The organism is Thalassotalea euphylliae (genome assembly GCF_042682785.1).
GTDB lineage: Bacteria > Pseudomonadota > Gammaproteobacteria > Enterobacterales > Alteromonadaceae > Thalassotalea_F > Thalassotalea_F euphylliae.
On sequence record NZ_JBHUIB010000003.1, the window covers coordinates 1255143 to 1274648 of the forward strand.

General features: G+C 41.7%; 19 protein-coding genes. 11 read left to right on the top strand and 8 right to left on the bottom strand.

Translation table 11 applies throughout. The annotated features are described in order from the left end of the window. Positions 1–216: 216 nt before the first annotated feature. Positions 217–1665, top strand: coding sequence for a winged helix-turn-helix domain-containing protein (locus ACFSJY_RS13040; protein WP_386034947.1), 1449 nt, complete (start codon positions 217–219; stop codon positions 1663–1665). Between the two features lie 215 nt (positions 1666–1880). Here ACFSJY_RS13040 and ACFSJY_RS13045 read toward each other — a convergent pair whose 3' ends face one another. Next, complete coding sequence (locus ACFSJY_RS13045; RefSeq protein ID WP_386034949.1) at positions 1881–3074, bottom strand: PQQ-dependent sugar dehydrogenase; 1194 nt, start codon at positions 3072–3074, stop codon at positions 1881–1883. On the opposite strand from ACFSJY_RS13045, the gene ACFSJY_RS13050 reads away from it, so the two are divergent. Together ACFSJY_RS13050 and ACFSJY_RS13055 are read left to right on the top strand one after the other, a co-directional pair. Beyond that, complete coding sequence (locus tag ACFSJY_RS13050; protein WP_386034951.1) at positions 3059–3496, top strand: hypothetical protein; 438 nt, start codon at positions 3059–3061, stop codon at positions 3494–3496. The two genes, ACFSJY_RS13045 and ACFSJY_RS13050, sit on opposite strands and share 16 nt — an antisense overlap. Before the next feature lie 313 nt (positions 3497–3809). Next, positions 3810–4832, top strand: coding sequence for a patatin-like phospholipase family protein (locus ACFSJY_RS13055; protein WP_386034953.1), 1023 nt, complete (start codon positions 3810–3812; stop codon positions 4830–4832). Between the two features lie 90 nt (positions 4833–4922). On the opposite strand, the gene ACFSJY_RS13060 is transcribed toward ACFSJY_RS13055, so the two are convergent. Continuing rightward, a complete protein-coding gene (locus ACFSJY_RS13060) occupies positions 4923–6383 on the bottom strand; it encodes an MBL fold metallo-hydrolase (protein ID WP_386034955.1) in 1461 nt (486 codons plus the stop codon). 316 nt (positions 6384–6699) lie between these two features. Here ACFSJY_RS13060 and ACFSJY_RS13065 point away from each other — a divergent pair, with 316 nt between their 5' ends. Then, positions 6700–7032 carry a hypothetical protein gene (locus ACFSJY_RS13065; protein ID WP_386034957.1) on the top strand — a complete coding sequence of 111 codons (333 nt, stop codon included), beginning with the start codon at positions 6700–6702 and terminating at the stop codon, positions 7030–7032. Between the two features lie 21 nt (positions 7033–7053). On the opposite strand, the gene zigA is transcribed toward ACFSJY_RS13065, so the two are convergent. Then, a complete protein-coding gene (gene zigA / locus ACFSJY_RS13070) occupies positions 7054–8262 on the bottom strand; it encodes a zinc metallochaperone GTPase ZigA (protein WP_386034959.1) in 1209 nt (402 codons plus the stop codon). A 67-nt stretch (positions 8263–8329) separates the two neighbouring features. Continuing rightward, positions 8330–8782 carry a TraR/DksA family transcriptional regulator gene (locus ACFSJY_RS13075; protein WP_386034961.1) on the bottom strand — a complete coding sequence of 151 codons (453 nt, stop codon included), beginning with the start codon at positions 8780–8782 and terminating at the stop codon, positions 8330–8332. A 222-nt stretch (positions 8783–9004) separates the two neighbouring features. On the opposite strand from ACFSJY_RS13075, the gene ACFSJY_RS13080 reads away from it, so the two are divergent. Next, entirely contained in the window at positions 9005–9379 is a 375-nt protein-coding gene (locus ACFSJY_RS13080; RefSeq protein WP_386034963.1) for a PH domain-containing protein, read from the top strand. Positions 9380–9534: 155 nt separating this feature from the next. Here the strand turns inward: ACFSJY_RS13080 and ACFSJY_RS13085 are convergent, their stop codons facing one another. Beyond that, positions 9535–11184, bottom strand: a complete 1650-nt coding sequence (locus ACFSJY_RS13085; protein ID WP_386034965.1) for an electron transfer flavoprotein-ubiquinone oxidoreductase — start codon at positions 11182–11184, stop codon at positions 9535–9537. A 298-nt stretch (positions 11185–11482) separates the two neighbouring features. Between ACFSJY_RS13085 and ACFSJY_RS13090 the strand changes: the two genes are divergently transcribed. From ACFSJY_RS13090 to ACFSJY_RS13105, 4 genes are all read left to right on the top strand, one after another. Beyond that, positions 11483–12235 carry an electron transfer flavoprotein subunit beta/FixA family protein gene (locus ACFSJY_RS13090; protein WP_386035037.1) on the top strand — a complete coding sequence of 251 codons (753 nt, stop codon included), beginning with the start codon at positions 11483–11485 and terminating at the stop codon, positions 12233–12235. Continuing rightward, a complete protein-coding gene (locus ACFSJY_RS13095; RefSeq protein WP_386034967.1) occupies positions 12235–13161 on the top strand; it encodes an electron transfer flavoprotein subunit alpha/FixB family protein in 927 nt (308 codons plus the stop codon). Before ACFSJY_RS13090 ends, ACFSJY_RS13095 begins: the two co-directional genes overlap by 1 nt. A 97-nt stretch (positions 13162–13258) precedes the next feature. Then, positions 13259–13588, top strand: coding sequence for an SUI1 family translation initiation factor (locus tag ACFSJY_RS13100; RefSeq protein ID WP_386034969.1), 330 nt, complete (start codon positions 13259–13261; stop codon positions 13586–13588). A gap of 20 nt (positions 13589–13608) precedes the next feature. After that, positions 13609–14406, top strand: coding sequence for a response regulator (locus ACFSJY_RS13105; RefSeq protein ID WP_386034971.1), 798 nt, complete (start codon positions 13609–13611; stop codon positions 14404–14406). 99 nt (positions 14407–14505) lie between these two features. On the opposite strand, the gene ACFSJY_RS13110 is transcribed toward ACFSJY_RS13105, so the two are convergent. Further along, positions 14506–15972 carry a sigma 54-interacting transcriptional regulator gene (locus ACFSJY_RS13110; RefSeq protein WP_386034972.1) on the bottom strand — a complete coding sequence of 489 codons (1467 nt, stop codon included), beginning with the start codon at positions 15970–15972 and terminating at the stop codon, positions 14506–14508. A 312-nt stretch (positions 15973–16284) separates the two neighbouring features. Here ACFSJY_RS13110 and megL point away from each other — a divergent pair, with 312 nt between their 5' ends. Next, positions 16285–17505: a methionine gamma-lyase gene (gene megL, locus ACFSJY_RS13115; protein WP_386034973.1), complete on the top strand. Its 1221-nt coding sequence runs from the start codon at positions 16285–16287 to the stop codon at positions 17503–17505. A gap of 7 nt (positions 17506–17512) precedes the next feature. Here the strand turns inward: megL and ACFSJY_RS13120 are convergent, their stop codons facing one another. Continuing rightward, on the bottom strand, positions 17513–17935 hold the full coding sequence (locus ACFSJY_RS13120) for an HIT domain-containing protein (protein WP_386034975.1): 423 nt from the start codon (positions 17933–17935) through the stop codon (positions 17513–17515). A gap of 3 nt (positions 17936–17938) precedes the next feature. Next, complete coding sequence (gene ylqF, locus ACFSJY_RS13125; protein WP_386034977.1) at positions 17939–18886, bottom strand: ribosome biogenesis GTPase YlqF; 948 nt, start codon at positions 18884–18886, stop codon at positions 17939–17941. Positions 18887–19014: 128 nt separating this feature from the next. Here ylqF and ACFSJY_RS13130 point away from each other — a divergent pair. Further along, on the top strand, positions 19015–19506 hold a 492-nt coding region (locus ACFSJY_RS13130; RefSeq protein WP_386034979.1), incomplete at its 3' end, for an acyloxyacyl hydrolase.

Below are 19506 nucleotides of genomic sequence, written 5' to 3' on the forward strand. Positions count from 1 at the left end.
TTCCTTGAGAGTCATCAGTACAACAGTTTCATTTATCAACTGCATATCACCGTAGCTGCTAGATGTAATAAAAACTTGTTTCTGCTATGACAAAAACCTGACAAATGTCTGACATCGATAAGTTCGGTCTACCAATTTCAAAATTTGCCATGTAATGCTTTTATGTACATAGTTAGACGGCGTGCGGAAATTCGGTAGTAAGGAAACTTATCTCATATGATTCAACTTGGTGACGTGTGCTTTCAGCCTGAACAGCTATTAATAAGCAAAGATGGTAAGACGGTGAGTTTGGATAAACAAAGTCGAGATATTTTGCTACTGCTCTCGGCGCAAACGGAGCCTTTAAGCAAAACACAATTAATCACGGCAATATGGCAAAACAGAGTTGTCACCGATGCCGCCATTACTAGTGCGATTCGGCGTATTAGAAAAGCATTAAATGAAATAGATAGTTCAACCGAGTACATAAAAACACTGCCCAAGGTTGGTTATCAATTATCCGTCCCCGTTGATTCAGCAGCTCACATTATCGAAACACATACGTCAGCGCACATGTCATCTGCAGCATTGCCTTCTCAACATAGCGTAAAGCCAGAATTAACAAGCCTAGCCTTTTCACCAAGTTATCTTATTTTTTTTATACCTGTTGTTTTACTCTTAACTTATATCGCCTATTTGTGGCGTACTGCACCAGCGCCAAAACTTCCGCCACTGTATATACAAGCCCAACATATCTGGTCACAAAAACAAACAGATCAAATTACTCAAGCAGTAACCTTACTCGAAAAAACGCTCGATACATTGCCAACTTTCGCGCCTGCACACAGTATGCTCGCACAAATATATACCTACAAAATGAGTCGATATTTAGGGCTGAGTGATGAAGAGTTAATTGCGCGAGGTGATTATCATTTAGCCCGAGCAGAGAAATTAGGTGCACCTAAAGTAGACGTGGCGCTAGCAAGGGCAACCCAAGCATTCTTCTTCAAACGCAACTTAGCTGTGGTTGAAGCATTTGTTCAAACCTACCAAGCGCATGATGACTGTCACGCCGATTGTCATTTCTTTATCGCCTATGCATCACCTGTTATCAATCGTTCAGATCTAGCTGTTTTGCACGCCGAATTGGCCTTTGAGATGATGCCTGATAGTCCGCTGTTTGTGTGGGAGCGCGCATGGGCACAGTTTATGTCAGGCAACTTTGATATTGCCCATGAGCGCAGACGCGAAGCAGAAGCATTTACTGGCGAGAACAATACCATTATGCAAGCGATGATCGCTCAAGCCAATAATGATCAGCCAACCGCTATTCGCTACTGGCTAATGCACTTGGTATCTGCAGGATACCTTACAAAAGCACAACAAGCTGACTTGCTAAGTCAAGCGCAAAACGCCAACCTTAATATGCCTCTTCAGCAAGCTATTGCTGACTTTGCCGTCGAGCACCCATCACTGCCAATTGACCAACGCGCCATGCTGCTATTGCTAGCCAAGCAGACAGAAGCAGCGTTTACACTAATCATCAAAGAAACTTCGCTTCAAAATCAAACACATTTGCTTTGGGCGGCCGACAATCCCGTATTTAAAAGCTCAATGCCTTCAAAACACATTCACGCAATTAAACAACATTTTTGGCAATTATCAGACACGACAACGTCCAAATAACAGGCTTATAAAAATGGCCTATTGGTTGAAAAGTTTAATGTAACGGGGGGAAAAGCTGTAAAATGTTATGTTCGCTTATCAAGGGTACGTTGTTCATATCTAGTAAATACGTCATCAAACAATCAAACATAAACCTATGAAGTAAACTTCTAGCTATGGCGCAAGTGTGACGATTGCCCTTTCCTCATTCCTATTCACTCTACTTGCAATTCAAATTAACGCGTATTAACACTAGCGTTAATTAACATCAGCTTTGCGTCTTTTCCATCAGTTAACACCGCTATGTCGCCTTCAGGTGTTACATACACATCTCTTAGCCTTCCTGTCACTTCTGTAAAAACATGGCTTTGATTAAACGCTCCATCAGCCAGGTTCACCGAATAAAGCTTTCTCTCAACAAGTGTTGTCACCAAAGCATGGCGCTGTAAAGACTCAAATCTTTTGTGTGTCGAACTGTAATAGGCCATGCCTGATGGTGCAATGGAAGGAGTCCAATCTACGCTTGGTTTCTCCATCCCTTGGTACTCGGTAAAGGGTGAAATTCGAGCTTGAGAGTAGTCTTTCCCATAGGTAATCACCGGCCAACCGTAGTTGTTGCCCGCAACTAAGTAATTTAATTCGTCGCCCCCCGCGGGGCCATGTTCATGACTAACAATTTGCTGGCTGTCTGTATCATAAATCAGCCCCTGTGGGTTTCTGTGGCCAACTGAAAATACCGCATGAGCAACGGCGTTTTCATGCGCTACAAAAGGGTTATCTTTAGGGATGCTACCATCTAGGTTGATGCGCAAAAACTTACCCAGTTGACTCGTTACTACTTGCGCCTGCTCTCGGTAATCAAAGCCATCACCACTGGAAAACAGTAATGTATCGTCAGGCAAAATTAAAATGCGACCAGCATAATGCTGCGGTGTGCCTTTGTCGGTAGCAACTTGATAGACAATGTCAGGCTTTGCAAAACCTTCGCCGGTAAATTTTGCTTTCGCGATCACTAACCGATTTGCAGACAATTCACCTTGCGCATAACTGAAGAACACTTCATTTGTTTCATCAAAGTGCGGTGATAACACAACATCCAGCAAACCACCCTGCCCAGCCACATACAAGCCGTCAAACGCTAACTTAGCTCTTGTTTGCTCATTACCGTTGACAATAACCACATGCCCATCACGCTCCGTTATTAACCATTTGCCTGAAGGCAGTTTCACCATGCTCCAGGGTGACTGTAAATCGGTTGCCAGGGTTGTTATGTTGTAAGACTCTTTAAGAGCTATTGAGTCGGCAGATACAGTAAATGACGCTATGAAAGCTAATGCAAATGAAGGGATAAATTGTTTACATAGCAAGCCTTTGGTAGGGTATGACAAAAGCTTCTTTTTAAATTCCAATAACCATGCAATTTGTGACACGTTTCCTACCTTCATTTTTCGTTTCTTGGTTGCTTACATTTACGCTAGCTAGCTTGTTTCATAGCCAATACGTTGTCAATCAATTAGTTAACGTTGGCGTTGTAGTAAAATTCAACGACAGGCTCAACTTAACGTTGGATGACTGGCTGGGTTTATTGCCGACCTACGGTAGCATTATCGCCATTGCATTTTTAATTGCCTTTCCGCTAGCTGGCTTAGCGCTTAAAAAGCTGCCAACACAGCGAACCGCGCTTTTTGCACTCGCTGGCTTCTTTGCATTCATTACGGTGTTGACCATCATCGAGTCCATCATGAATATTCATATCATTGCAGGAGCCAGAGGCTGGGGCTTTTATGCGCAGCTATTCGCTGGAACAATTGGTGGCTATGTTTTCGCTCAAATGAGCAGGTCAACACGCTAATTGCGTAACGCTATATACGCTGCGTTGTTAATGTGACGCTGACGACTATGGTTTTTCGAGAATTACCAACAACAAGTGTTTAAAGCGAAGCCAAATCGTCACCTAAAGCCACTCAAACTTCATTCAAGCAAACTGGAAAATTTCCCTTAACCTCCTATTCTCTATATGAGCTGTCTCGATGTAGGGAATGATTGAGCACGTTTATATAAACCTTTTGTTCCCGCCTTAAAAATCACATGGATTTGCTGTTTAGAGTCGTTGTCCGAGACGATGAGCTAACACACAAGTAAATAACTCAATCAAGGAAAGAGTCATGAGAAAGCTAATTCTATCACTTGACGGCGGTGGTATTCGCGGCGCCGCCACCACACAATTTCTTACCCATGTTGAAACTGAACTAAAAAATAACGGTAAATCACTAAGAGACTGCGTTGATTTTTACGCAGGTACAAGCACGGGAAGCATAATAGCTCTGGCATTAGCCACGACTGATATGACCGTTACTGATATCAACAGTTTGTATAGTGTAGGAACGGCCAAAAAAATATTCACAGAGAATAAAGGCCTGTTTGAAATAGACGGTATTAACGCCCCGAAATATGAGGCCAAACCAAAGCATAAGGTGTTATCTGACAATTTTAAAACCGCTACGTTGGGCGATGTTGCAGATGATAAACATGTACTCGCCATGGCTTATGATATTGAAAAGCGAAAGCCGACTATTTTTAAATCGACGAAAAAGAACCATCTGACCATTAAATCTGCGGAAGTAGCAGATGCCTCTAGCGCGGCACCGACATATTTTCCAACCAAAGAATTAAAAATACCCAGGATAGCTAATGAGTCATGGTTAATTGACGGGGGCGTAATTGCTAACAACCCAACCATGTGTGCGATAGCGGAAGCCAGACGAAACTGGACATCGTTGACGATGAAAGACTTCCACGTACTATCAATCGGAACAGGCTATAAAACCCGAAAAATAAATGGCCCTAAATCCCAAAAATGGGGTGCCCTCCAATGGATGACGAAAGGCGATATTTTGGACATTCTTGGTGACGAACGCGTTGTTGCCTACCAAGGAATAACCATGATTGATAACGGTAATTATATTCGTGTAAATTCTGAGCTTAAACAAACCTCATGGCTCCCGAACCCACCAGACGATGCAATGGATGACATTAGTAAAGGCAATATCAATAAACTTAAATCGCTGGGTGATTATTGGTTTAAGGTATACGGAGATGCTGTTGTTCAATTATTGCTTGATAGCTATCAAGGTGACTCGCTCGATTATATAGACCCGATTACTGGCCTGCCAAGAACATTTCCGTAACCATGTTATCGCTTGAAAGCAATAAAGCCATTCCTAGGCCTTATTGCTTTCATTTACTCATCATTGTGTAGCAAGCATTCTCGATGTGAACTACATCAATGCATCATAGGTTTTATTCATGACCTCTACGGTAATATTGTTGTTTTTATAATTACTAACAATCCGCTTTATATTAAGCTGTTTACTACGAACAAAATCGATGAAGGTGCGCGTGTAAGTCGGAATGACTTTCGGGATAGTGTTATCAGTTGCAATATTCAAAAAATCGGCCTGAAAGAGAATACCGCTATCTTCGAAGTAAGCAAAACTTTGACGTTTAGCATGTAAATTTTCTAAAACATAAAAATGCGTTCCATCGATGATTTCACCGCTGGTTATTGTGCGGAATGTAAACTTGCTGATACTTTCAGCAAACTTTGGAAACGCCTTAATTGCTGCTATTGTGTAGTCGTCTGCGAGTATGTCTGCGCCAAGCTCTACATAAGGCATTATACCCGCGATATCAGCTGCTTGAGGGTGCGTAATATGTACCGCAGTAATTTTCTTGTCAGGGAATTTATCCTGAATAAGCGTTATCGTTTTCTCCGCCAGCGAAGTGTACCCTGCTCCACCAAATACGGTAACCGTGTTGCCATTAACTTTAAACACACTATTTCGCCAAGCAGATGAATCGGTGACCAAGTAAAGGTCCTTCCCTATTTCTGTTGCTGTTAACACACCGTCACCCGGCTTAAATTCTGGTCCATAACCGGGTGGCAGTTTTAGCTTGGATGCGTCAACTTCATCAATAATGGCAAATTTATCGTTAAAGCTAATGTAGGCGGGTACTGCCGAACCGTTGTAGAATTTATTGACTGAGCGAGCAAACGTTAAACCTCGTGTGGTTTGGTAGTCGTCATATATGTAAAGCGCTTGTCGAGTGATATTGTGAAGTGACACCAATTGCAACGGTGCATCTTGAAATGCATATTCGATAACCTGCTCATCACCTTTTTTATGTGTGAGTATGGTGGTGCCTGCTTGTTTGTCTTTTCGAAGCGAAATATTTTCCGAAACGTTTTCTTCTTCAAGTAACGGTCTTACTGCGAGAAAATCAATATTCATGATGTTGTAACTCATGAAGCGATCAAAGTTTCCCATCCCTTCATTAAAGAATTGTTTTCCTAAATAGTTGCCGTTATTTTCGTAATAATAACTGTGAGTATCATTTTGAAATTGCGCCCTATCGAGAATCTGGCCACCAGCAGTGTAAAGAATATCGTTGTCATAGAAGTGCTTTTTGTCCATGTCTACTTCCACCATCCTGACCGATAACACTCTATTGGGCGTTTGGTAATCCCAAAAGTTATGAGAGCGATACTGCTTATTTAGGAAGTGATAATTTAATGAGAACTTGGTTATCGAGCGTGTGCTCTCATAGTGGGCTTGGATTTTTTCAAAAAATTGTTGTGCTTCATTCGCCCAGACTGGTGTCGCGCAAAGAGTGAAACTAGCGGTGAGACTAAAAATCAATGCTTTAAAACGGTGTGATGTCATAGAGAGTGTAAACATAAATGTTATTTTCCTCTTCCCTTGAGTAGAAGTGTAAATTCCTTACCTCAACCTATACAAAATTTAACCAACGTGCCGCCGATATCCGACAACTTGCCAGTTTTCTAGGTTAAATGACTAACGCCAACTAAAGTTGCTAAACCAAGCAAGAAAAGTGGATACTAAATCTGCCACTAAAATTAAATTATTCTGTCCATTTGTGGTATTGTTGGCCGCTGTTTGTAAGTGTTCAAAGTGAAAGAGCAAGCCGCATGGTGCGATTATTACCGTAAAGCCTGTAATTGCTCGTTAAAAGAATTCGGAGTTGAGAATGTATATGAGAGTAACTAAAGGACTTATGCTTCTTTTCGTTAGCTGTTCTTCTATGGCTATGGAGTGCACTCGCCCTGTCCTTACTGTGTTTACAGGTTATTCAACATCAGATTCAAAAATTCATGTTGAACATGGTGATGGCTACTCTGCCAGTATTGTAGATTTAGAGTTTGTAAGCAAAGACGCAAAAGCAGCAAATGATATTTTGGCGACATTGTTATTAGCGCATAAAGACGGCAAGCCCGTAAAGTTTAAGTACGCACAGCGCAAAGATGGCAACGAGCTTAGCTGTAAACCTAAAAAAAGCCAGCAAGTGTTGGCAGTCAGCATGATATAAATGCACCTGACTGCCTAACATCTACTCTATTCCCCATACAGGAAATGGGTCCTCCAACGCTTTCCAAGCGTCTTTACCCTGCAACAGCTCGTCTTCTGAGAGTAAACAACTATCTAAGCGATTGATAATGTCATGTTTATCCAACCCTTGCCCAATAAACACTAATTCTTGTCGCATATCGCCAAATGGCTCAACCCACTGTTCCTTGATAGCCGCTAGATACTCTGGATCTTGTGGCCATTGGTCGCGAGGCACAGCATACCAAAACAAACCAGCTGCGCCGTAACGAGCAATCCCCCCGGCTTGGCTCCAGCTACCGGCAAAATGAGGTCTTGTGGCTAGCCAAAAGAACCCTTTTGAACGGATTAGTTTGCCTGCAATATCCTTACTGTGCAGGAAGTCGTAAAACTTTTTCGGGTGAAAAGGACGCCTAGCAATATAAGAGAAACTGCTAATGCCAAACTCTTCTGTCTCAGGCACATGTTCACCACGCATTTCTTTTAACCAGCCTGGCGCTTGCTGTGCTTTTTCAAAGCTAAACTTATTAGTATTTAACACTTGTTTTAATGGAGCATTGCCATGTTGTATGGCAATTTGCTCTGCTTCAGTGTTCAACGTTTTTAATATACTTTTAAGGCGTTCTAATTCGTTGTCAGATATCAAGTCGGTTTTACTGATTAACAACACGTCTGCAAACTCAACTTGTTCAACAAGCAAGTCAGCGACACTGCGTTCATCCTCTTCACCTAAACTTTCGCCAACTTCATTTAACGATTTGGCTTGGTCATAATCATTTAGGAAGTTGACCGCATCAACAACCGTAACCATAGTATCTAAGGTGGCGATGTCTGACAGACTTACCCCGTCTTCGTCGGCAAATGTAAACGTTTCGGCAACAGGTAGTGGTTCTGAAATACCTGTCGACTCTATAACTAGATAGTCATATCTACCCGCTTTTGCTAAGCGATTTACTTCTTCGAGTAAGTCCTCTCTCAATGTGCAACAAATACAGCCATTGCTCATTTCAACGAGCTTTTCTTCTGAACGATTCAAATTTACTTCATTTTGAACGGTTGCAGCATCGATATTGATTTCACTCATATCGTTAACAATAACGGCAACTTTTAGCCCTTCACGGTTGTTAAGAATATGATTTAAAACTGTCGTTTTTCCTGCACCCAAAAAACCGGAGAGAACGGTAACCGGCAGTCTATTAGACTTGTTTAACATTATTGTGCCCTTTGTGCTTTATGCGTGTTGTTTATAGGCGCTTTTACCGATCAGACGAAAGTGGTCGCTAAAGCTCCCTGTGTTTGGCGTAGTTGTGCTCTTGTAATTCTTGGCAAAGTTTTACATCGGCGCAAAATTCTGCAGTTGGCCTTGCCAGTAGCCTTGGTATGCCAATAGGCTCTCCGGTTTCAACACAGTAGCCATACTCACCAAGTCGAATTCGCTCTAAAGATTGCTGAATTTTAGGCAATAGCCTTTGCTCTCTATCGACGATACGCATCAAAATTGCGCACTGCTCTTCCCACGTTGCCCTGTCACTTATATCGCTTAAATCAGGTGGGCTTAGCATTTGTTCTTTCGCTTCTCTGATGCGTTCACGTGTTGTGTCGTGTAGTTCAACCAACAATTCTCGAAAATAAGCCAACTGCTCATCATTCATATAGTCGGATGGTGGCGACTCTAAAATTTTTTCACGCAAAGATGGCGTTAACTCTACTTTTTGTGCCTGCATGTTCGTCATCTATATCAGCCAACGTTATTTGTTATGTTATAACATAACAAATAACGTTGGCAATGAATTCACGATAATGAACTGGGTGTTATGGAGTAAATTGACTTCATCCAGAGGTATGAGCCTACTCAGAGCAACTGATAAGCGGGAGGCTAGCCATGAAACTCTTTATTGCCTTCCGAAGCAAAAGCGCTATAGTCGGCCATAGACTTATAGATTAAGGAAATGAAAATGGGTTTATTAGACGCGGTAATGGGTAATGCTTCTGAAATTGATCCGTCAGAAGTCAGTGAGGAGTTATCAGTCATTTTGGCAAGTAGTGAAGACATTAAACAAGTGTTCAAAGAAGTACGTGATATGTACGTATTTACCAATAAACGTTTAATTTTAATTGATAAACAAGGACTCACGGGTCGAAAAGTTGAATATCACAACATCCCTTATAAATCGATTACACAGTTTAAAGTTGAAACGGCTGGTCATTTCGACATGGATGCCGAATTGAAAATCTGGATTTCAGGGCAGTCATCGCCAATAGAAAAAGAATTAAACAAAAAAACGGGGATTGGTATTCAGCGCTCTCTTGCTGAATATATGTTCAGTTAATAGTGAGACAGCTGTGGCTATACGTTGACTTATATTTTTGTATATAAATCATCACATTGCATAAAACTCATGCTCAAATCGTCTAGCAATAACACAATACATACAAAAAAGCCGCGATTAACGCGGCTTTTTTATTCTTATGTCCGAGCAGACAATTACATGTTTGGATAGTTAGGTCCGCCAGTACCTTCAGGCGCAACCCACGTAATATTCTGGCTTGGATCTTTAATGTCGCAAGTTTTACAGTGAATACAGTTCTGTGCATTTATCACAAACTTCTGACCTTCTTCAGACTCTTGAATTTCATATACACCAGCCGGACAATAACGTTGTGCAGGCTCAGCGTATTTTTCCATGTTAACAGCCAAAGGAATCGACGCATCTGCCAGTCTAAGGTGACACGGTTGCTCTTCTTCATGGTTTGTATTTGATAAAAATACTGAAGACAAACGGTCGAAACTTAATTTACCATCTGGTTTAGGGTAATTGATAGCTGGTACTTCACTTGCCAATTTCAGTTGAGCATGATCTAACGTTTCATCTTTTAAGTTCATTGGGAACTTACCACCAAAGATGTTTTGATCCATGGTGTTGTATGCGCCCCCCCAGAACGTACCAAACTTATGCATAGCAGGGCCGAAGTTACGGGTATTGTATAGTTCGTCGTATAACCAAGAATACTTGAACTTCTCTTCAAAACTTGTCAATTCTTTGCCGCCTTCACAGCCAGCAGACAAAGCGTCAAAAATAGCTTCGGCAGCCAACATACCTGACTTCATCGCAGTATGATTACCTTTGATTTTCGCAAAATTAATCGTACCAGCGTCACAACCAACAAGTAGACCGCCCGGCATGGTTTGCTTAGGCAGAGAATTATAACCGCCTTTTGCAATTGCACGTGCACCATATGAAACACGCTTACCACCTTCTAAATACTGTTTAATAGTTGGGTGATGTTTGTAGCGTTGGAACTCTTCAAACGGGCTTAAGTGTGGGTTTGTGTAGTTAAGATCGATGATGATCCCGACGAACACTTGGTTATTTTCTGCATGGTATAAATAGCCACCACCAGTTGTGTCACCTTCCAAAGGCCAACCTGCCGTGTGAACCACTAAACCTTCTTGATGCTTCTCCGGGTCAATGTCCCAGATTTCTTTGAAGCCAATACCGTAATGCTGCGGTGATTTGCCTTCATCAAGCTTGAAATGGTTTATTAGCTCTTTACCCAAGTGTCCGCGGCAACCTTCTGCAAATACTGTATATTTTGCGCGAAGCTCCATACCTGGCATAAATGAGTCTTTCTCGTTACCTTCGCGATCTAAGCCCATATCGCCAGTAATGATGCCACCTACACTGCCATCTTCGTTGTAAATAATTTCTTGTGCTGCAAACCCAGGGAAAATTTCTACACCGAGTTCTTCAGCTTGTTCTGCCAACCAGCGACAGACGTTACCCATACTAACAATGTAATTACCTTCATTGTGCATAGTTTTCGGTACAGAGAAGCCTGGTAACTTAGTGCCCTTTTCTTCACTTTTTAGCAAGTAAATATCATCACCCGTGACAGGTGTGTTCAGTGGAGCACCTTTTTCTTTCCAGTCAGGGAAAAGTTCATTCATAGCACGCGGTTCAAATACCGCACCAGATAAAATATGTGCGCCGACTTCTGAGCCTTTCTCGACGACACATACCATGAGCTCTTGCTCTTTTTCCTGTGCTTGTTGCATTAGTCGACACGCAGTTGCAAGACCAGATGGACCCGCACCAACGATGACAACATCAAACTCCATCGATTCGCGTTCCATGTTTCCCCCTTTTAATTCTTAGTGTTTTTGCGAATTTCAAACGTGCGTTTGAAATTCAAACATGCGTTTGATAACATCAACTCATTATAGATATTTTGGCGACAAATACTATCCTGTAAATAACAATTTACTTCGAGTGATTGATTTTGCGCAAAGGCACGAAAGGTTTCGTGCGTATAACGTTGACGTGAGCGTAAACTAAAAGTAGTCTGTCGAGCCATTATTAGAAACAGATTCTGAATGCTGAATATCGGCATTTTTGGAAAATTATCATTACAAGAAACAAGCAGAGGCGATGATGAAAGTATTAGTACCCATCAAGCGCGTAATTGACTACAACGTCAAGGTACGTGTTAAACCTGATAACTCAGATGTTGATTTAGCGAACGTAAAAATGGCAATCAACCCTTTCTGTGAGATCGCTGTAGAAGAAGCAGTTCGTCTAAAAGAAGCAGGCAGCGCAACAGAAGTTGTAGTTGTTTCAATCGGCGACAAGAAATGTCAGGAACAAATTCGTACGGCTTTAGCACTTGGTGCAGACCGTGCTATCCACATCGAGACTGAAGAAGCATTAGATTCACTAAATATCGCTAAGCTTCTACAAAAAGTGGTTGAGGAAGAAGCGCCGCAGTTAGTTATCCTTGGTAAGCAGTCGATCGATTCAGACAACAACCAAACAGGTCAAATGCTTGCTGCATTAACTGGCATGCCGCAAGGTACCTTCGCTTCAGAAGTGAAACTTGATGGTGACAAAGTTAACGTTACGCGTGAAGTAGACGGTGGTTTAAACACGGTAGCACTTAACTTACCAGCTATCGTAACTACTGACCTTCGTTTGAACGAACCTCGTTACGCAAAATTACCAGATATTATGAAAGCGAAACGCAAGCCGCTGGACGTTAAAGCAGCTGCAGATTTCGGTATCGACCTAAGCCCACGTTCAACACTTATTAAAGTAACGCCTCCTGCAGAACGCAGCGCAGGTATTGTTGTAGAAAGTGTTGACCAACTAGTGGACAAGTTAAAAACTGAAGCGAAGGTGATTTCATAATGGCTATTTTAGTATATGTAGAACACGACAACGCTAGTGTAAAAGCGGAAACATACAAAACAGTTGCAGCTGCACAAGCTATTGGTGGCGACGTTCACCTATTAGTCGCTGGTAGCGGTTGTGGTGCAGTGGCTGAAGAAGCAGCTAAAGTAGCTGGTGTTGCTAAAGTACTTGTTGCGGATAATGCAGCTTACGCTAATCAACTAGCGGAAAACGTTAGTTTGCTTGTTAAAGACTTAGCGGCTGATTACGACGTAATCATGGCTACAGCATCTACTACAGGTAAAAACTTTATGCCTCGCGTTGCAGCGTTATTAGATGTTGCACAAATTTCTGACATCATCGGTGTTGAAAGTGCTGATACATTTGTTCGCCCAATTTACGCGGGTAATGCAATTGCCACAGTACAGAGCTTAGACGCGAAGAAAGTAATCACTGTTCGCGCAACAGCATTTGATGCGGTTGCAGCAGACGGCAGTGCAGAAGTTGTAGCGTTAGATTCTGCGACAGACGCTGGTATTTCTAGCCACGTATCTGATGAATTAACAGAATCAGAGCGCCCAGACTTAGGCGCAGCACCCGTTGTTATCTCTGGTGGTCGCGGTATGCAAAACGGCGACAACTTCAAATTACTTGACGGCATTGCAGACAAGCTTGGCGCTGCGATTGGTGCGTCTCGTGCTGCGGTTGACGCAGGCTTTGTACCGAACGACATGCAGGTTGGTCAAACAGGTAAAATTGTTGCACCAGACCTTTACATTGCCGTGGGTATTTCAGGCGCTATTCAACATCTTGCGGGTATGAAAGACTCGAAAGTGATTGTAGCCATTAACAAAGACCCTGAAGCGCCAATTTTCCAGGTTGCGGATTACGGCTTAGTTGCTGATTTATTTGAAGTATTACCTGAGCTGGAAGGCAAGCTGTAATACTTTATATTGCATACAAAAACCGGCGTTTACGCCGGTTTTTTTTGGCCTGAACTTTCTCTATAATGCCCTTTCCATTCATCGAAAGACTTCAACTATGTCCTGGCAAGATCAACTCTCTCAATTAGTGTATTCCACAGAAAAAGGCAAAATAAGCCAAGAAAAAGAAGAAGTGGTAACACCCTCAGATGGGTTTGCCAAAGTGCGAAAAGAAACTAAAGGTCGAAAAGGAAAAGGCGTGATTACCATTTCTGGATTAGGCTTAAACAACAAGGAATTAAAAACACTAGCCAGCAAGCTAAAAAAAGTATGTGGCTGTGGCGGTTCAGTAGTTGATGAAACTATAGAGATTCAAGGAGATAAGCGCGACATCATTAAAGCAGAGCTAGAAAAAGCAGGCTTTAAGGTGAAGTTCATCGGTGGGTAGTTGTAGATAGGAAGTAGTATATGACGCACATTACACCTGCAGACTTATCCATTTTATTGGTTGAGCCTTCAGATACACAACAGAAAATTATAGTAGGCAAACTTGCTAAAGAAGGCATAAACCAAGTGGTTACTGCCAAAAGCATTACCGAAGCGTTTGACATGATTGAACGCCACCCGCCTGATTTGGTGGCAAGTGCGATGTACTTTGACGACGGTACTGCCCTAGATTTGCTAAAAAAAATCAAATCAAACGAAAAGCTAGCTGAAATCGCTTTTATGCTAGTGACTAGTGAATACAAGCGACAAAACTTAGAAGAGTTTAAACAGTCAGGTGTTGTCGCCCTTCTGCCTAAGCCATTTACTCCAGAGCATTTGGGCAGTGCAATTAACACTACTATTGACTTACTCTCGCCTGATGAGATGGAATTAGATTATTTCGACGTGCATGAAATTCGAGTCTTACTTGTGGATGACAGCAAGCTCGCACGAAATCATATTCGACGCGTACTTAACAATCTAGGCCTTCAAAAAGTGACGGAAGCGGAAGATGGCAAGCAAGCAATTGCTATTTTAGAAGACCAAATGTTTGATTTAGTCGTTACTGACTACAACATGCCTGAGGTAGACGGTCGAGAGCTGACAAAACATATTCGCGAAGAAAGCCAGCAATCGCATATTCCTGTGCTTATGGTGACAAGTGAAAGTAAAGACACCCATTTAGCAAACATCGAACAAGATGGCGTTAATGCACTATGTGACAAGCCGTTTGAGCCCAAGTTCGTTAAACAATTGCTATTTCAACTGCTTGAACACTAACAACGCGTAATGGTTCAAAAAAGGCAGCGATTTATTCGCTGCCTTTTTTATCCCAAGAGTACACAAGAAACGTATTATAAATTCTTCATAGCGATTGAATTAAAGACTTTTATACTGCCTGAGCTTCATCGCTATTTTATTGTGGGAAACTTTTAAACGTTCGGCTAACTTTCGTGTACTTGGGTATTTTGGCCAAAAAGATTCAATTAATTGCTTCTCAAATATTTCCTGCGCCTCAGACCAGCTGTTAACGCCTTCAAAATTTAATCCAGCCAAAGGTGTTTCATTATCAATAATTGAATCTACCTCGATTGAAGATAGCGCTTTGTTAACATCTGAGAGCTCAATTTCGCTCCCTTCAAGTAAGGCAACTAATCGAAACATGACATTTTGAAGCTGCCTTACGTTGCCTGGCCATGCGTAATTGCATAAACAGGCAATTGCGTCACTGCTAACATCAGGAATATTTTGATTTACCTGTGCCGCCGCATTTTCAATAAAGTAGTAACACAGTTCAGCGATATCTTCTTTTCGTTGACGCAATGCCGGTATCGACAAGTTGAGTACATTGAGTCGATAAAACAAATCTTCACGAAACCCTTTTTCTTGCACAAGTTTGTCAAGCGGTTGATGGGTCGCTGAAATAATACGGATATTGGCAAATAGTTCTTTAGTGCTACCAAGACGACGAAAGCGATAGTCTTGCAAAAAACGCAATAACTTGGCTTGCAAGTAAACAGACATTTCAGCCACTTCATCAAGGAAAACGGTACCGCCATCTGCAAGCTCAAATAAACCGGGCTTGCCACTCGCCTGAGCACCGGTGAATGCTCCAGAAGCATAGCCAAATAACTCACTCTCGAGTAACTGCTCAGAAAGCGACGCACAGTTAATAGCGAGAAACGGTGCATTTTTCCTTTGGCTGCTGGCGTGAATTGCTCTAGCAAACAACTCCTTACCAGTGCCTGTCTCACCTGCAATAAAAACAGGCATATCAAGTTGTGCTAATCGAGCTGCTTGCTGCTTTATCGCTTTAATAGGCGCAGAGTCACCAACAATGTCATCGATGTTTACGATTTTGTGCTCGGACTGCAACGCTGTTATGTGCCGCCCTAATGCGTTAGGCGAGCGCAACAGAAGCACAGCCCCCTGAAATGTGCCCTCAACCCATAATGGAGAGATATCACCAAAATAATGTTTATCTTGGTAGCTGACTTCAATGCTAGTAGCGGATGAGGTTTTGATATCACGAAGCGATAGACTGGTAAAATTAGCAATGCTACGGCCAATAAATGTAGCTTCTAACTGATTCGTTGATATGACTTTGCCGTCTTTATCCAAATCAAAAATTGGGTCGGGTAATCGCCTAAGTAGCGCATCCAAATGTTGCTCTCTAGACTCTGTAGGTAAAAGTTCGATAACTTCAATTCGTTTAATGCCAGCAATCCCCTCTAAAGCAGCCGATACAGAATCAACGCTTTTAGGTCCTTGTAAATGCAAATAAAGTGCTTGGCTCACAACCTCTAAAGCCAAAACATCCCATGCTTGATTCGCTACGCTGTGCAAAATCTCCTGACTAATACCAAGTCGATCTGCACAAGAAACCTTTATCTTCACATTGCTCATGTAATATTTTTATTACTTGTAATAAACTAATTACATTTCAGCAGATCTCTTCATTAAAGTCCAACACGCTCTTAATTTATGTAAAACAAACAGTTAAATAGTATATGAACGTAATATTTTTATTACACACCAAGACACAATCAAACCTAACCTATTGTTTTTAATATAAATAAATACTGGCAACCTAATTGCTATGTTGAATTAAATACATAATAAAAGCACGATTTAACGTGCAGAACGGTTGAGAGAAACATGGCAAACAGCAAATTTATTGAAACTCAGGCTATTCACGCAGGTCGCATTCACGACGAACAATTCGGCTCTTTAGCGACTCCGCTGTATCAAACATCTACATTTATTTTTGACAACGCACAACAAGGTGCAAATCGTTTTGCAGGTGAAGAAGACGGTTTCATATACAGCAGACTAGGGAACCCAACCACAAGACAGCTAGAGCAACGCGTTGCTGCGATGGAAGGGATGGAAGATGCAGCAGCGACCGCAACAGGTATGGGTGCTGTGTCCGGTGCACTATTGGCTAATTTAGAGAGTGGTGACCATTTAATCGCATCAAAAGCAGTGTATGGTTGTTCATATGCACTCATGGCACATCAACTAACCAAATGGGGTATTGAAGTCACTTTTGTTGATATGACAGAGCCAGAGAACATTGAAAAAGCGATTCAACCTAATACCAAAGTGATGTTCTTGGAGACGCCTATCAATCCAAACCTTGTTGTATTAGACCTTGAAATGATTGCCAGCATTGCCAAAAAACACAATATCATTTCAATTGTAGATAACACTTTCCTAACGCCAGTTCTCCAAAAGCCTGCTGAAATGGGTATCGATATTATTATCCATAGTGCGACCAAATACTTAAACGGACATGGAGATGTCGTTGCAGGTATTATCTGCGGAACATTTGAGATGATAGGCCATATCAAGATGACTATCCTTAAAGATATCGGCGCAACAATGAGTCCACATGACGCTTGGCTAATTTTACGCGGTATTAAAACATTACCTATCCGTATGCAACAACACTGCAGTAATGCACAGCATGTAGCTGAATTCTTAGAGCAGCACCCAATGGTAGAAACGGTTTACTACCCAGGTTTGAAGTCTCATCCAGGAAACAAATTTATCGGCACACAAATGAAAGCGGCTGGTGGTGTTATTGCATTTGAAATAAAAGGTGATTTGCAGCAAGGCACAGAGTTTATTAATCGGATGCAATTATTCTCAATTGCTGTAAGCCTGGGCGATGCAGAGTCACTGATTCAACACCCAGCCTCCATGACACATTCACCATACTCGCAAGAAGAACGTTTAGAGGCCGGTATTAGTGACACATTGATTCGCGTCTCTATCGGCCTTGAAAACGCAGAAGACTTAGTGGCTGACTTACAGCAGTCTCTTGATCAAATAAGCACATTAGAATCTGACAATAGCGCGCAAAAAGTGGCATAAGTCGCGTTTACTTCGACAGTATTGCCTTAATCGCAGGCACTACTGTCGATTTAATTTCCTCAACTTTAGACCCTTCATACGCTTTAACAGGATGAACACCCCAGATAGGTTTAGGCCAAGCCGCATCATTTTCAAATCTAACAACGTGATGAATATGTAACTGAGGACAGACATTGCCCAGAGCCGCCACATTCATTTTTTTGCCATTAAAAAGCTGCATTAGCACTTCACTTAGCATACTTGACTCATTCAGAAACTGTTGCTGTTCATTCCAGTCTAGCTGGTAAATATCTTGAACATCCTCAACTCTTGGTACCAAAATGAACCAGGGATACTGACTGTCGTTACACAGTAATAACTTACATAATGGTAAATCCATCAGTTCTATACAGTCAGCTGCTAATTGCGGATGCAAAGCAAATGTAGTCATCTTTTATCTCTTTTTCTTTTTGGGTTTATTTTTTCGGCCACGGCCTCGAGCTTCTTTACGAGCTTCTCGCTCAGCAATTTTCTTCTCTTCTAACTGGGCAAAATGCTCGATTTCTTTCTCTACCATTTCAGGTGTTTCAAAGGTGATTTCACCGAGCGTTTTATCCCTAATTTCATTTATTAAAATAGCCGACGCCTTGTGAAAATCAACATAGCCCCCACTCTTCACACAGCCTCGTTTTCTGCCTATCTCTTCAATAAGTTCAACTTCTGTGTGTGGTAGCGTCTCTATTTTATAGCGCTCAGATAAACGATCTGGATAAGCCTCCAATAAATACTCTGCTGCAAAACAAGCGATTTCATCGTGATCAAACGCAGTATCTTTTACGGCACTGGTTACGGCCAATCGATATCCACTGTTTTCATTAACTATTTTGGGCCACAACATACCTGGTGTATCGTATAAATATAAACCGTCATCTAAACGAATACGTTGCTGTCCTTTCGTAACAGCAGGCTCATTACCCACTTTAGCTTTAGCTTTACCGACAAGTGTATTAATCAACGTGGATTTACCAACGTTAGGTATTCCCATAATGACGGCATTAATTTGTTTACCGGTTTCATTTTTAGACGGTGCCAACTTACGAATAAGCTCAGGAATTTGTTTCGCTATCGAAGGTTGTTCCGTCGTTAACGCAATTGCTTTTACATTTTGCTGGGCATCAAGATACTCAAGCCATCGTTTCGTTAAGGCAGGATCTGCTAAATCACTTTTATTCAAAATTTTGATCAAAGGTTTATCACCCCTGATCTCAGTGATCATTGGATTTTCACTACTAAAAGGAAGGCGAGCATCACAGACTTCAATAACCACATCTATGGTAGGTAATATCTCTTTAATTTCTTTTTGGGCCTTATGCATATGACCCGGAAACCAATTAATCGCCATGATAAGTTTCTAAAAATAAATAAAAATAATTTTAACAAGTTACGCATTTTAATGCTGTAATTATATTGGTAACGGTAGAAAAACCTAATAAATAGAATTGCTTCCCTCTTCAATGTAAGGACAACATTATGATTAGAGCATTACTGTGTGTATTAATGGGTCTTTTTCACTTGCCAGTAACGGCGCAATATCATATTAGCTTTGAAAAAGGAGAATCTACATCACGTGCATCACCTGGCGCTAAAAAATATACGGTCGGTTACGTTCACAACAAACCCTTCTATCAATTCTCTAACGTCAATGTATATCTCGGTATCGATGCAAGTTATTGGGACTGGGATAATCACTACGGTAACGACATTACCGGGGGCGCTATGACACCCACACTGACTATCAATGACACCCTCTTTGGTGTCGATGTCTTTTATCGAATAGGTATCGGGTTAACGTATGTCGATGCCATTAAGTGGCACAACCGTGATTTAGGTGACAACTGGCTCTTCGAGAATAAAGCTGAATTTGGCATCTCCCCTCTACAACATCACACGATAAAACTCGCAGTGAACCATTACTCGAATGCAGGGCTAAACCAATATAACGATGGAACGAATTTGTTGTAT

What these genes read in the sequence shown, in the direction of transcription:
- ACFSJY_RS13105 (WP_386034971.1), top strand. Translation starts at nt 13,609, where the DNA reads ATGACGCACATTACACCTGCAGACTTATCCATTTTATTGGTTGAGCCT.
- ACFSJY_RS13095 (WP_386034967.1), top strand. Translation starts at nt 12,235, where the DNA reads ATGGCTATTTTAGTATATGTAGAACACGACAACGCTAGTGTAAAAGCG.
- ACFSJY_RS13050 (WP_386034951.1), top strand. Translation starts at nt 3,059, where the DNA reads ATGCAATTTGTGACACGTTTCCTACCTTCATTTTTCGTTTCTTGGTTG.
- ACFSJY_RS13065 (WP_386034957.1), top strand. Translation starts at nt 6,700, where the DNA reads ATGAGAGTAACTAAAGGACTTATGCTTCTTTTCGTTAGCTGTTCTTCT.
- ACFSJY_RS13085 (WP_386034965.1), bottom strand. Translation starts at nt 11,184, where the DNA reads ATGGAACGCGAATCGATGGAGTTTGATGTTGTCATCGTTGGTGCGGGT.
- ACFSJY_RS13120 (WP_386034975.1), bottom strand. Translation starts at nt 17,935, where the DNA reads ATGACTACATTTGCTTTGCATCCGCAATTAGCAGCTGACTGTATAGAA.
- ACFSJY_RS13055 (WP_386034953.1), top strand. Translation starts at nt 3,810, where the DNA reads ATGAGAAAGCTAATTCTATCACTTGACGGCGGTGGTATTCGCGGCGCC.
- ylqF (WP_386034977.1), bottom strand. Translation starts at nt 18,886, where the DNA reads ATGGCGATTAATTGGTTTCCGGGTCATATGCATAAGGCCCAAAAAGAA.
- ACFSJY_RS13075 (WP_386034961.1), bottom strand. Translation starts at nt 8,782, where the DNA reads ATGACGAACATGCAGGCACAAAAAGTAGAGTTAACGCCATCTTTGCGT.
- ACFSJY_RS13100 (WP_386034969.1), top strand. Translation starts at nt 13,259, where the DNA reads ATGTCCTGGCAAGATCAACTCTCTCAATTAGTGTATTCCACAGAAAAA.
- ACFSJY_RS13040 (WP_386034947.1), top strand. Translation starts at nt 217, where the DNA reads ATGATTCAACTTGGTGACGTGTGCTTTCAGCCTGAACAGCTATTAATA.
- ACFSJY_RS13090 (WP_386035037.1), top strand. Translation starts at nt 11,483, where the DNA reads ATGAAAGTATTAGTACCCATCAAGCGCGTAATTGACTACAACGTCAAG.
- ACFSJY_RS13060 (WP_386034955.1), bottom strand. Translation starts at nt 6,383, where the DNA reads ATGTTTACACTCTCTATGACATCACACCGTTTTAAAGCATTGATTTTT.
- ACFSJY_RS13080 (WP_386034963.1), top strand. Translation starts at nt 9,005, where the DNA reads ATGGGTTTATTAGACGCGGTAATGGGTAATGCTTCTGAAATTGATCCG.
- zigA (WP_386034959.1), bottom strand. Translation starts at nt 8,262, where the DNA reads ATGTTAAACAAGTCTAATAGACTGCCGGTTACCGTTCTCTCCGGTTTT.
- megL (WP_386034973.1), top strand. Translation starts at nt 16,285, where the DNA reads ATGGCAAACAGCAAATTTATTGAAACTCAGGCTATTCACGCAGGTCGC.